15 protein-coding genes are annotated in these 12637 nt (G+C 58.8%); 8 read left to right on the forward strand and 7 right to left on the reverse strand.

The features are described from left to right. Window positions 1-182 precede the first annotated feature (182 nt). Together IHE57_RS15540 and IHE57_RS15545 are read right to left on the reverse strand one after the other, a co-directional pair. The gene (locus IHE57_RS15540) at window positions 183-1388 is read right to left on the reverse strand and encodes a tyrosine-type recombinase/integrase (RefSeq protein ID WP_209374497.1); all 1206 of its coding nucleotides are present in this window, start codon (window positions 1386-1388) and stop codon (window positions 183-185) included. After that, the gene (locus IHE57_RS15545; protein WP_209374499.1) at window positions 1357-2016 is read right to left on the reverse strand and encodes a sugar-binding transcriptional regulator; all 660 of its coding nucleotides are present in this window, start codon (window positions 2014-2016) and stop codon (window positions 1357-1359) included. The genes IHE57_RS15540 and IHE57_RS15545 overlap by 32 nt, the downstream gene beginning before the upstream one ends. A gap of 106 nt (window positions 2017-2122) precedes the next feature. Here IHE57_RS15545 and IHE57_RS15550 point away from each other — a divergent pair, with 106 nt between their 5' ends. Together IHE57_RS15550 and IHE57_RS16815 are read left to right on the forward strand one after the other, a co-directional pair. Further along, window positions 2123-2326: a helix-turn-helix transcriptional regulator gene (locus IHE57_RS15550; protein ID WP_209374501.1), complete on the forward strand. Its 204-nt coding sequence runs from the start codon at window positions 2123-2125 to the stop codon at window positions 2324-2326. Between the two features lie 343 nt (window positions 2327-2669). Beyond that, the gene (locus IHE57_RS16815) at window positions 2670-3116 is read left to right on the forward strand and encodes a helicase associated domain-containing protein (protein WP_209374503.1); all 447 of its coding nucleotides are present in this window, start codon (window positions 2670-2672) and stop codon (window positions 3114-3116) included. A 169-nt stretch (window positions 3117-3285) separates the two neighbouring features. On the opposite strand, the gene IHE57_RS15560 is transcribed toward IHE57_RS16815, so the two are convergent. Both IHE57_RS15560 and IHE57_RS15565 read right to left on the reverse strand, forming a co-directional pair. Further along, window positions 3286-3729, reverse strand: a complete 444-nt coding sequence (locus tag IHE57_RS15560; RefSeq protein ID WP_209374505.1) for a hypothetical protein — start codon at window positions 3727-3729, stop codon at window positions 3286-3288. 10 nt (window positions 3730-3739) lie between these two features. Next, window positions 3740-4252, reverse strand: coding sequence for a hypothetical protein (locus IHE57_RS15565; protein WP_209374507.1), 513 nt, complete (start codon window positions 4250-4252; stop codon window positions 3740-3742). A gap of 238 nt (window positions 4253-4490) precedes the next feature. On the opposite strand from IHE57_RS15565, the gene IHE57_RS15570 reads away from it, so the two are divergent. After that, complete coding sequence (locus IHE57_RS15570) at window positions 4491-5309, forward strand: hypothetical protein (RefSeq protein ID WP_209374509.1); 819 nt, start codon at window positions 4491-4493, stop codon at window positions 5307-5309. 206 nt (window positions 5310-5515) lie between these two features. On the opposite strand, the gene IHE57_RS15575 is transcribed toward IHE57_RS15570, so the two are convergent. The 3 genes from IHE57_RS15575 to IHE57_RS15585 are packed head-to-tail and all read right to left on the reverse strand — an operon-like array spanning window position 5516 to window position 8888. Then, window positions 5516-7069, reverse strand: a complete 1554-nt coding sequence (locus IHE57_RS15575) for an amidohydrolase family protein (RefSeq protein WP_209374510.1) — start codon at window positions 7067-7069, stop codon at window positions 5516-5518. After that, on the reverse strand, window positions 7069-8571 hold the full coding sequence (gene panF, locus IHE57_RS15580) for a sodium/pantothenate symporter (protein WP_209374512.1): 1503 nt from the start codon (window positions 8569-8571) through the stop codon (window positions 7069-7071). Before panF ends, IHE57_RS15575 begins: the two co-directional genes overlap by 1 nt. Next, window positions 8568-8888 (reverse strand): DUF997 family protein, encoded by a 321-nt coding sequence (locus IHE57_RS15585; protein WP_209374514.1) that lies wholly within the window; start codon window positions 8886-8888, stop codon window positions 8568-8570. Before IHE57_RS15585 ends, panF begins: the two co-directional genes overlap by 4 nt. Window positions 8889-9388: 500 nt before the next feature. Between IHE57_RS15585 and IHE57_RS15590 the strand changes: the two genes are divergently transcribed. The 5 genes from IHE57_RS15590 (at window position 9389) to IHE57_RS15610 (ending at window position 12556) form a co-directional block, all read left to right on the forward strand. Then, window positions 9389-9628: a helix-turn-helix domain-containing protein gene (locus IHE57_RS15590; protein WP_209374515.1), complete on the forward strand. Its 240-nt coding sequence runs from the start codon at window positions 9389-9391 to the stop codon at window positions 9626-9628. After that, on the forward strand, window positions 9625-10257 hold the full coding sequence (locus IHE57_RS15595) for a DEAD/DEAH box helicase family protein (protein WP_209374517.1): 633 nt from the start codon (window positions 9625-9627) through the stop codon (window positions 10255-10257). Before IHE57_RS15590 ends, IHE57_RS15595 begins: the two co-directional genes overlap by 4 nt. Further along, the gene (locus IHE57_RS15600) at window positions 10254-11192 is read left to right on the forward strand and encodes a DEAD/DEAH box helicase (protein WP_209374519.1); all 939 of its coding nucleotides are present in this window, start codon (window positions 10254-10256) and stop codon (window positions 11190-11192) included. Before IHE57_RS15595 ends, IHE57_RS15600 begins: the two co-directional genes overlap by 4 nt. 146 nt (window positions 11193-11338) lie before the next feature. Further along, window positions 11339-11518, forward strand: coding sequence for a hypothetical protein (locus IHE57_RS15605; RefSeq protein ID WP_209374521.1), 180 nt, complete (start codon window positions 11339-11341; stop codon window positions 11516-11518). Between the two features lie 255 nt (window positions 11519-11773). Next, on the forward strand, window positions 11774-12556 hold the full coding sequence (locus IHE57_RS15610; RefSeq protein ID WP_209374523.1) for a hypothetical protein: 783 nt from the start codon (window positions 11774-11776) through the stop codon (window positions 12554-12556). Window positions 12557-12637: the final 81 nt, after the last annotated feature.

A 12637-nucleotide genomic window follows, 5' to 3' on the forward strand; every position in this document is an offset into this window, starting at 1 on the left:
TCTGTGCTCGTGTACTCATTCCCCATCATGGGCGCACGGGGTGTTGAAGATGTATTGAGACATGTGTTGACGATGTAATGAGACTTAACACCACTGGGGGGACCATTGAAAGTAGCTCTCACCTGCGACGACGTGAGTTCAGCAGCCTCGTCAAAACGGATGGGAAGTCGAGTTCCCCACGTTTACCCATCTTTTTCATTTCGATTCTGCCCGAATTGGTCAAGGATCTTCGACACGTCCGGGGCCTCGGCCGCCTTCTTCACGTAGTGCTTCGAGGTGACCGCAGTCCCGGAGTGGCCGAGCACAGCCGCAGCCGCCTCAAGAGTCGCCTCGGCGTCAATGAGCGTGGCTACGGACTTTCGGAACACGTGAGGCGAGATCCCACCGACGCCCTCCATCTCCTTGAGCGCAGAACGGAGCGTGCGGCGATAATTGTTCGGCCACTTCCACGTGCCCTTGCCCGAGGGGAAGACCGCATTGGTTTCGGTGGGAATAGCTTCGACGCTGCGACGCAGAAGAACATCGACTACGAACGACGGCAGAGTGAGAATCCGGAACCCGCTCGACGTCTTTGTTTGCGCCTGCCTGCGCAGGCCCTTCTGCTTCAGATAGACCAGCGTTCCCGTCACCGTCGCTGTCGGCTGGTCTCCGAGATCTACATCGTCCCATCGCAGAGCGAGAACTTCAGAGATTCTCAGTCCGGTCCCGAGCATCATGTCGACCACATCGAGCAGATCGCTTCCCCGGCGCGGTCCACGGCAGCCAGTCCCGTCTTGCCATCTGCGCAGGCCTTCACGCAGCGCCGCGACCTCAACTACCGTGAGTGCCTCCACAGGTCGCTTCGGCTTCGACGGCAGACGCACATCACGCACCGGATTCGACCGGATCGCGTCGTGACGGACGGCAAGTTTGACCATGCCGTTGAGCACACTCCTCGCCGTCTTAGCCAGCCCCGGTGTTGACGCAGCCAGGTTCCGCAAGAAGCGATCGACGCGGGAGACAGTAACCTCCCTGAGCATGTATTCGCCCAGAGCCGGCAGAACCTGCTGATCGAGGCTGTCGGTGTAGCGCTCGACGGTCTGGGCTGTGCAAGTCTCGGTGAGGTCCGGGTCGGTTAACCAGATCTTCGACAGTGCGGTCACTGTGGTGCTGCCGGTGATCGAGTCGCCGGCCGATTCGATCTCATCGCGCAGGGCCTTGAGGAGGTTACGTTCAGCTTTGGCACCAGGTTCCCCGAAGCGCTCGCGTTGCTTGGTTCTGCCGGTGAAGTCGCGAAACCGAGCACGAGCTCGCCACTTATTCTCAGCGATCTCGGTCCGTGTGATCTCGCCCCACGTGCCGAGCTCAAGCCGTGGTCTAGGCATCGCCGTCCGCCCCACCGAGAGCATCCCCGCTGATCGTGAACTCAGCAACACCGTACTTTTCGGCCATGTTCGCGACCTCAATGGAGTCGGCCCCCTCGAGGACCCCAGCAACTTCGTCGAGCAGCCCCAGGTCGCGTGCACGCTGGATGCGGCGCGAAGCAGTGGCTCGCGACACGCCGAGAGCCTCGGCGGTTGAGGAAATCACGGGGCGACCGTTGCCATACAACTTCACGAGTGTCGCCACGATCGCCGCTTCCCGGATGGTCTCGCCCGCCAGTACCTGGCCGCCGGGCCTGGGCACTCGTCCGCCGAACTCAGGCGATTGCTCCCGGAAGTCACCGGCACCCGACCGGTCAGCGTCATCAATGGCTGCCAGAATCTCATTGATCGCAATCTTTGAGATGCTTCCCGTACCAAGGGCCTGACCACCCCCAGGATCGCCGAGGAGCATTCCGGTGATCACGAAGTCACCGTACTCAGTCTGTGCGACCCGCACCCACAGCGGGAAAGGGACTTCGGAGATATCGATGCGGTGCCAGAAATCTCCAGGCTCGTCCGAGCTACCTAGAGGTCTCTCCCACTCCCCACCTGCTAGTCCCGGCTTCTCGGCAGGGGTCACCACTGGCACAGGGCGTCGATCAGCAAAACTCATGGAACCCACTCTAGCAATTTCACTGTTCATCGACAATCGATGCAATCTCTTGGTATGATTTTTGCATTGGCAGTTTACTACCATTGCAATCGAGGAGTTGATGACTATGACTGCGACTCACAGCGACGCCCGGTGGCTGACCGCGGACGATCTCGCAGCAGAGCTGCAGATCCCGAAGCAGACGATCTATCGGTGGCGCGTTGAGGGATACGGGCCGGCGGCACACAAGATCGGGCGTCATCTGCGTTTTTCCCGCGATGACGTCGAGGCTTGGTACGAGACGCTTCAGGACGATTCTGTATCGGGTTGAGGGGGCCTCGGTTTGACTCCCTGTTCCTCGAGACCGCTAAGCGGAACGCCTACTTGACGAGGTCAAGCAGCTCCACGCCCTGGACAGCGCACGTCGGTTAGCTGCAACAAACTGGCGCAAGACCTTCCAGCACGGCATTCGACCTTTGATCGACTGTCGTGACGCTTCATAGTGGCTTAGGGTTTCCGAGCGCCGCCACCAAATGGTTCCCCTAAATTGCGAGAGCCATTGGTTCGGAGAAGCCAGCCCAAATGATGCCGCCACCCCCGGCTCGAAAAGGAGTACCCGACCTCAAAACTCAGGAATGCTCCAGTAAGAGGTGCGCTCTGGGTATGATCCAAAGATGGGGAGAGGGAGAGTCGACTTCGACCGCGGCATCGCTCGTCTGGCTTCGTATGCCAGATACCACGGGCACGCGAATCCCAAGGCCGACGAGATCTGGTTGGAATGGAGCGCCGGACTCTGGCTGTCGAGTCTGAGAGTCAAGTACCGTGCCGGCAAACTGACGGAAGAACAGGTCGCCGCAGCTGAAGCCATCGGAGTCAGGTTCACTCCCCCGTACCGCGACCCAAAGCCGAAGCCACCGACTCGGGACGAGCGAATAGTCAGCGCGTACCTCGAGCGACTCGGACGGCTCAAAAGCTTCTACAGACGCCACGGTCACATCAACGTCCCACAACTGACCGGCACCAAGAGATGGCCCGGAGCCGGACGATGGATCGCCCGCATTCGCTCGCAATATCGACAGGGACGCTCCCCCAGCCGATCATCGAGGCTGCAGAGGCGATGAACATCACCTGGAACCCGGGCCAGGGAGCTCGTAAATAACAGAGGCCCGAATGCAACCCACGCAATCCAAGAATGGCCATCGGGACCAACTGGATCAGCCTCCAATGCGCAAGCGCCGCAGTCCTATTCAGATGGTATCCACGGAGCCTTGTGTAGTAGATGACACCGATCTAATGGTGGTCGTCCTGGGGTGAAAGCCTAGACTTCTTCTGAATGCCAGATGCCACCGCGAACTCCGACAAAGCACTATCAAGACGCATCATCGACCCAACTGTCCCTTGCTCCACCACCTCGGTGAGGGCGTCGACAGTTGCTTGGGCAGCCGAAGTCGTGGCGGCGTCATACAACAGCTCGATCACTCGAACCGACTCGATCAACTGGATGTCCCATCCGGGTTCCATTGGCAGGTCGAGACTTCCCGCGCGGCGCATCTCTCGGCTAGATTGAACTCCAATTCCGTGCGCCCGACTATAGAAATGGGTTGCAACGGCAGCTCGGTCTCGTTTGTCTGCTGCCCGATTCTGCATCTTGACAGCGGCGAGCGTCCCGATGACGCCGATGATTGCGCCGCCAGAGCCACTGCTCAGATTCACGAGAAGTTGAAAGTCCTCCAATTTTCCTCCGTCAGCAAATTCTCGGTGGTTCCAAGGCACGCTCCAGACCCCGCCATGATGTCGAGGAAGACCAATGGTTCTCATACGCATCTGTGAACAACAGCGTTGCCCCACCGGTCAGTTCACCAAAGGTCACTTCCACTCGGCGAACTTCGTAGGTATCGATCAGATGCTCACCAGGCAGAATCGTGCCATAGACAATTTCCTTGGGTACCCCCTCGTCATCAGTCGGAAGCACCAGGACAGCGTTCCGAATTGGATAGGGGCCTGCGTTCAGAACCTCGATATCGACCGGAATGAGCCCATCTCCGTTGGGAGGACCACCGTTTTCATTCGGACGCCAATCTGACTTCAACCCGACCGCGCGAGCCATTGCTTCGCGCGTGTTCTCCTCATCCTGACGGGCCTGTTTTCGTGCATTCTGCGAGTCACGAAGGTTACTCCGCAACTGCAATACAGCAGCGGCGAAACCGGCCGCAGTCAGAACTGCCATTGCCCAATCTGCGACGGTGCCCCATTCCATGTCTGGAGCGTATAACGTTCGGCTGCAGTCCTGCCAACCTGCAGCAGGCCAACGAGCATCGGCAGATCCAGGGACTGCAGCCAGCCTCTATTTCCTTCGGGAGTGCTCGTACGTACTCTTGCCGTTTATACGAGCGTCCGCGCAACGGATCGAACGAATCAACGCCGATCTTTCTAACGAAACCAAGTAAACGAAGGTCGAACAGGCGCAGCCCACGGACGCAGGAGATAATGCAAACATGAGTGAGAACGAAGCTGTTCCTATTCCGATGGACGATCCAGATTTCCTTGCCAGCGTTGCATACACGCAGCGGCTGCTCAGGGAGCGAATCTGGAAACTCGAACGAGGATCAGATCACCTGACCAGGCGAAAGAACTCCGAACTCAGCTTCATAGAAGAAACCCTCAGCGACTATTCGTTTATCGCCTTGTTCCGCCGTCATATGACTATTGCGCACGGGGCACTCAAGGAAATGGTCAAGTACTTGAAGCCCAAGGGCAAACCGACGCACACACCGGTTATTTTGGCTCGCTGTGCCATCGAGAACGCGGGAATCTCCAGATGGCTGTCCGAGCCCGAGCCTTCGGTCGTTATCCAACGGTCAATCGAACGGCACCTGAGCAACATCCGCAATGAGAAGAAACTCTTGAACATTATCGGCGGAAGTGCCTCGCAATGGGCGGTGGGTCGTGAGCAAGCCCTGCTCGACCACGCCGCAAAGATGAATATAGACCTAGCCCACTTGAAAGACCGGCGCGAAAGAGTTCGCCCGACCACTTTGACCGACATCATGGATAACCTCGACGCTGTGATGGTCCAGCGCGGAGATGTGGGCATGGGGAACGTACAAGCGCCGTGGTCCCTTTCCAGCGCAATCATCCACGGTGCCGACTACCCTGAACGGATGCTCGCAGGACTGACAATCACAGACGACAACAATCAACTCATCGGAGTCTCACCGATCATCCTGAGCGGCCTGGCCGAGTCCGCGACGATCGCGTATGAGGACGCTACCGAAAACTACAAAAAGCTCTACCTGCACACAGTCGACCGATGACGCGCCCACGGCCTTGGGCTACGTCGACAGTGAAGCAGAACAGTGAAGAACGACTGTTGTACTCTTCCAGGGTAGCCGGTCTTCGGACAGAATCTCGATATTGGATTGCCAGCGCTCGAACACGGGCCCGCTACTTCTGAGCAAGTGATCGATCCCTCCTCGCCGCAATATCGTCGCGTCGAGGTCGCGACGTGAGCATCGTCGAATCATTCAATACTCTTGCTCCTCTTCGCTCCGTACACCGGTCGGCCTGGCAGAGAGACCGGAAGCAGCCGGCCCTCGAAGACGACTGATGTACCGCATACGTAAAGATACTCGACGCCTGTCGTAGGTTGCAGTTGCTGGTAGTCGCCACCTGGTTCAATTGTCTCGGGGTCGAACACGCACACATCGGCGTCAGCGCCCACCTGCAACCTCCCCTTTCGGCGCATTGCCGGCGCGGCCTCAGCGAGGATATTCGCCGGGATCAATGTGCACCGGCGAATTGCCTCGGTCAGGGTGAGAACCTGAGCCTCCCGGACCAGCCAGCTGAAAACAGTGGCGAAGCAACCAGAGCTTCGCGGGTGGGCAATCAACCCCTTCGGCAACGGCCAGACATCTCCTGCAATCGCCTCCTCTGCTGCTCTCCTATACTCTTCGTCACCGTTAAACGTCACCGCGATCGCATCGGATGCCATTGCAGCGTCCGGGTAAGTCAGCGCTTCGAACAGAAGATCCTTCTGGTGGTCATCGGTCAGGTCGAAGCTCTCGAGGATGCAGATTCCGCCAGGATCCATCGCACGAATGTCGTCAAGACGCTCAGCCGACGCCACACGTTCACCGGTGGCAAGATAGATGATCGATTGTGGCGACATGTTGTTCGCTGCCAGTTGCCGCGGGTCTAAGAACGACGCGCCGATCACCGTCGATCCCGCCCCATAGGGATAGGCTTCCGTGGTGATCGCCACTCCCCTGGCCTGGGCTTCTCGCATCTCCTCAACGACAGACCCAATCCTCTGGCCCGACGTCGAATTCATATGACACAGGTGGATTGGAGCATCGAAACGCTCAGCGACATCGATCAATTCCCTCACTGCGTCGAGCGCTCCTCCATGGTCGACATTGGCCATCGAGCGCGAGTGGACGAAAAGCGGTTGCCTGGATTCGGCGGCGAGCTGAGCGAGTCCGTCAAGTTCTGATTGGGTGAAGCCGGGTGCGTAGCCGGCCAGCACGCCGACGCCGATCGCACCTGCTTCAATCTGCTCACCCACCAGTGTCAGGATGCGCTCGATTTCTGAGTCGTCGGCGGCGTCGCGCCAACGAGGCCCATCTTGAAACTTCTCGAACGTGCTCATTCCCAATCGGTCGGTTGGGTCGTGGAGGGGATCGGCATCGGCAACGTCATCGAGCACGCTCATTCGGGCGTGGACCCAGCCCGCCGAATATCCGAAGTTCAGCGGTCTGCCTTCGGCCGTTGCTGCCTCGTAATAGTCAGCAACTGGCAGCGCACCGGCTTCAAGCTCGAGCGTGGTCGTCACCCCATCGAGCGCTTGGAGCCGATGCCCGGGGATATTCTGGGCATGACTGTGCAGGTCGATGAAGCCGGGCGCGACGACGAGTCCAGAGACATCGACAATCTCACGAGACTTGGGGGTGTCGTTGCCGATGGACACGATGCTTCCGTCACGAATGCCGACATCTGCGATCTCATCGAATCCAGTTTCTGGATCGGTGACGCGCCCACCAGTCAGCACCACGTCACAGTCTCGTCCCGCTTCCATCATTCTCCTTCGTGTTTGGCTTCGAGGTTCTGAATCTCTCTATAGGTGCCCCAAAATTTGATCAGCGTCTCGCGCGTGGGTGGTGGCGTGACCACACTGACTACAACGTAGGTCACTGCGGCGACGAGAATCGCCGTGACTACCGGCTGGAAGCCAAAGCCCAGCACAGGCAGCCACTGCTCTCCCACGATGTACCAAATAAGGCCGCTGATCATCGAGACCGCGGCCCCGTAGCCATTGCCACGTGACCAATACAGTCCGCCGATCAATGGCACGAAGAACGTAGCGCCCAGTCCAGAGATCGCGAAGATGACGATCAGCTCCAAGGCCGGCGGAGGTTTGAGCGCAATGAGCAAGACTATGAATCCGATGATGAGGCTGACGACCATACTCAATCGTGCCCGCGATGAATCTCCGAGCTTAGTGTTGAAGAAGTTGTTGTAGACGTCGCGGACGACGGCACCGGAGACGATGAGCAACATCGACGACACCGTCGACATGATCGCTGCCAGCGGCGCGGCGAACAATGCTCCTCCGAGCGGTCCGGGCATAGTCGTCGAGATGAGCGTCGGTATCGCCAAATCCGGATTGTCCAAACCAGCGTCGATGAGGCGGGCAACGACACCCATCACGGCGAACCCCAGCGAGAACACCGCCATGACCAGTGGGCTCCAAATCATGGTCCGGTGGGCGGTGACGGAGTCACGATACGACATTGCCCGCACAGCCGTATGCGGCATCGCCACGATGAGCAGACCGAAGATGACTGAGTAGGACACGAAGTTCGCCGGTGTGGCATCAATGCCTCCGGGAAGTGTCACCAGGTCAGGGAAGCGAACCGCGAAGTCGTGGTCCATGGGAGTCGGTGTGCCCAGATACATGAAGACCCCGAACCAGAGGACGATGCTGCCAACGAACATGATGATGCCTTGCGCGGTGTCGTTGATCGAGGCCCCCATGAAGCCACCGAAAGCCGTGTACAAAGCCACTATGGCGGCGAATACCCAGACAAGAGTGGGATACGGAACGCCTGTGACTGAGTTGAGAATATGTGCGCCGCCCGCGTATTGAGCAACCATGTACGCCGTTAAGAAGATGATGATGCCGAGAGCCGCAACAATGACGACGAATTTGTTGGCATATCGCTCTTTGAAGAAGTCGATGAACGTGTAGAAGTTCAACTTCCGAGCAAGTATTGCGTACTTCTTTCCGAGCAGACCGACGGTCAGCAGAGCAGTCGGCGTCTGGAACAGCCCCATGAGGACCCAGCTCAATCCACTGTCATAGCCGAGACCTGGACCGCCGATAAATGTACCTGCGCTGGCAGCGGAGGCAAGAATTGTAAAGATGAGGACGAATGGTCCGAGTCGGCGACCGCCGACGTAATAGTTCTCCGTCTTCTTCCCAGTCGCTGATCGTTTCTGATCAAGAGCCGCCCAAACACCGATACCAGCGATCAGGAGCAGATAGAGGATGATCGGCAGAAGCTGAGACAGATTCATCGCTGCTCACCCTCTGACTCATCTACGCTGTCGGCACCTGGTTCTTCGGCATCAAGAGAATAGTCGCGGTAGAAGAAGCGGACGAGGAAGTACGGAAGGATGCAGAGAACGACGAGGACAACGCCGGCAGAATAGAAAAACCAGGCCGGAAACCCGAGAATGAAATCTATATCTTCGGCAGGCCTATTTAGTCCCAGGCCGAGTGCCACCACAGAGGTGAGTACGAGGTAGACGACCCAATACAGAAACGCGACGAGTGCTTCTTTGTTCGCCTGCCGATATCGTTGATCGACCTCGAAATTGAATCGCCGAGCCATCACGCAGTCCCATCGTCGTTGACTTATATAACTGCCCGTCGACAGCGCGCCAGCTGCCAATACAAGGCACGTTACATGAAGCCAAGGCTTAGCAACAGGACTCAGGATCGGTTGGCACGGTCTTTAATGTGAACGAGTTTGCACTCCTGAGCGTCGGAGGCAGTCTCTGCGACCACCACGGTTCGCCCAACGAATTTCTGGAACGAGCTCGAAACCGTGGTATTCGGTCACAGCCCTCGATAGACTGGTATAGCTCCCACAGCACATCGGGATCGCCTCCGACGAGGCTGTGGGCTTTGCAAGGTCTGAGCTGGCGATCAGACCCAAGTGCCGGTCCGGCCAGGGCCGATCACTTGAAACGACGTGGCAGACGGCACAGGGGTAACCCGCCGTCCGATCCCCAGTCCGGCCAGGGCTCAGGGGTCGTGAAGTTGTGGCATGCACCGGGGAGGCCCGGTGCGACTGATTTATAGTTGCCCGCTTCTCACGAAGGAAAAGTCATGTCGTCTGCACCACCTGAGCACAAGGACGGTCAGTGGACCGTTCCCCTGCGGGAACGCGCCGGCCTCGGAACCGCTGATGCCGCGATCTACGTCGGTCTCTCCGTAGCGACGCTGAAAAAGTACCGCCTGAGTGGGATCGGCCCCCGGTATGCCCGCGTCGGTTCCCGGATCATCTATCGGCCTGCCGATTTCGATGCCTACATCGCAAAGAACGTCGTGGGCGGTGGTCGCCGATGACCGCAGAACTCGACACCACCGCGACGAATTCCGCCTCTCTCCATTGGGAGAACCAGCGATTCGAACCTTCAGGCGCCCACATCTGCGACAATGCGAAACTTCGCGAGCCGCAGGTCGAAGCCCTCCAGGCCGCCTGTACGCATTTCGCTGACACCAGCAGCCCGGCGATCATGCAGCTGCCGGTCGGCTGCGGCAAATCGGGCCTGGCCGGGCTCCTCTCCCTCGAGTTGTCGACGAAGAGGACCCTCATCGTTGCGCCGAACACGACGATCCGACGCGAGCTTTTCGAAGAGCTCAGCAGCGAGAGCCCAACCAACTTCTGGTCGAAGACTGTGGTCATCGGCGATCCTGCCGACCGCCCCCGGGTGACGCTCATCGTCGGCCCGGGCACCACGATGGACGAATGTGTTCATAGCGATATCGTCGTCACGAATATCCAGCAGCTCGTCAGCAGCTCAAAACTGTGGCTCTACCAATTTGCTCCAGGCTTCTTCGACCTCGTCATCTTCGACGAAGCTCACCACACCGCAGCTGACAGCTGGCAGAAGGTCATTCGGAACAACGCCCACGCACGTCTCGTCAGCTGCTCGGCAATGTCATCTACCGGTACTCCGTATCGAAGGCGATGATCAAGGGCTATATCTCTCAGATCGACTCCGCCTCAGCCCAGCCGTCGAAGATCACCTTCAAGCTCAGAAACGAGCGACGCGAGTTCGACCTCGAAGAGATTCTCGAGCTCCGCGAAAAGGCGTGGTTCCGACGTGGGGTGGCACTGTCAGACGAGTGCAATAGGAATATCGCCGCCAAGGCCATGGAGAAGATGTACGAGCTGCGTGAGGCTACAGGGTTCCCGCATCAGATCATCGCTGCGGCCATGTCGATCGACCATGCCAGCCGGATCTGCGAGATCTTCGAGGAACTTGGCGTTGCGGCCGAGTTCATCCATTACCGGTTGCCGGCCGAGTTCATCCATTACCGGTTGCCGGCCGAAGAGAAGACTCGGGTGCTTGATCGACTCCGTGATCACTCGATCGATGCCATCGTGCAGGTGGCGATGCTCGGGGAAGGCTTCGACCATCCGCCTCTGGGAGTTGCGGCGATCTTCCGGCCCTACCGCTCTCTGTCGCCGTACATCCAGTTCATCGGACGTGTGATGCGCACAGTCGACAGGAAGAATCCCTACGGCCCCGACAACCGAGCGTACCTTGTCTCTCATGGCGGCTTGAACAATGAAGAGCAGTGGTCGGACTTCGGCCTGTTCGATGCCGAGGACCAGGCCGTCGTCCGCAAGCTTCTTCACGGCAACGACGTGCAAGGCGGCGTGAGCGGCACCGGCACTTCAGATGGGGAAGTTGTCGGTCCGATCGCCGACGAGGAGGACCTCAGCCACTTCGATTCCGAGGCCTTCCTCGATCCCTCAGACGACAGGGTCATCGAGGAGATGCTCGATACTGCGGGACCAGGCGGTGTTTCTTACCGCGACCTCGGAGTCACCGCTGAACAGCTGCGAGCCCACCTCTTGCATCTGCGCCGTCGAGAGGAGCCGCCACCTGCACAATTCTGAGACCTTGATCGCCCCGGTTCGGTCACGACGACTCGGCTGGGAACCCACCAGGACCCCTTCAGCTGGTACACGGTCCGATGCACATATTCGATACACCCGCATGGTGCCCGCACGTGAGCGAGCACCATCAGGAAAGGAACAAAGGAATGTCCGATCAGAACGACTTCGACATCATGTCCGATCCTCTCGTTCAAGTCTCCGAGAGGGTCGCCGACGAACTCGAACGCATGGCGGAAATCGCCTACGCCCGCAACTTCACCGAGGAGGAGGTCGACGCTTACGCCGAGCAGGCGATCATCGTCTGGCAGTGTCGACGCAACGCCTGAGACTGCGGCCGTGCCGACGGTCGGCGCGATTGTGAAGCGGTGAGCCGCTGAGCCTGATACCGACCGGTCGGCAGAGCCGACCCGGGGGTGGTCAGGCAAGACAACCGAAAGAATCTGCATGGCCCGGCCGACGCCATGCTATCGACTCGCACGCTTGAAGAAGTGGCCGATGACAGAGTGCTGATCTTCAGCGCGTTCCCCGAGTCCTCAACTCATACCGCACGTGTTCAGACTGAAACGAATAGGAGCATGATCATGGAAAACCGCAAGCAGAACAAGACTGTGCCTGATCGGCGCATCATGGACCGTCTCGGTCCACTTACCGAGGAAGCTGAGAATGTGATCGGGCATTCTCACCACAACAACCCGAATTCGTTGCTCGGAGCCCTCAACTTCCTCGCCGACCTTGAAGACAGGGTGGTGCGAGAGCTCGACTATGCGATCATTACGCTGCGAGAACAGTGGCGCTACTCCCCCAAGGCCATCGCAAGAGCGCTGGGAACCCGGTGGGAAGTTGACCGCAGCGACCAGATTATCCAGATGCCTGACAATGAGCTTGGGGTCAAAAGCGGAGTCGTACGACGCCGCTATGTTCAGGCACTGGAGCGTCAATTCGGCACCAATGCGATCACACCCGACGACGAGCTCTTCGAGATCCTTCACGAGGACATTCGGCGACGGTCGAAGATCATTCGCGGTGAGCCGTCACCGCTGCCCTCTTCCTGGACGGACCTGCCCCTGCCGGTGCGCCGTCGTACAGTCGGCTCTGACCGCGTTCAGCGTGTGCTGCACCTTTTGAAGAGGCGAGGAAATATTCCTGCTGGTCTCTCGCTTGCTTACCGGCACCCCGGCGACGAGGTCGCAGGAGAAGTGCTTCTCAACATCGACAGTGACGATGATCGTACCGTAGCCAGAATTTCCATCGACAACCCTGAAGATCTCAACCATCCGTTTCGGGGTATCGACTCGCTGATCAAGCAGATCGAGCATCGTGCTCGTGAGTTGGCCAGTGAAATCAGCCTGGACGAGGCGAAGTAGGCCGGTCGACTCCTGAAACGAGACGGCGAACCTCGTTCCGGTCCCAGGCCCGCCGTCTGCGTGCTTGTGCTCATCGAGCGG

The sequence above is a fragment of the Brevibacterium renqingii genome (assembly GCF_017808105.1).
GTDB lineage: Bacteria > Actinomycetota > Actinomycetes > Actinomycetales > Brevibacteriaceae > Brevibacterium > Brevibacterium renqingii.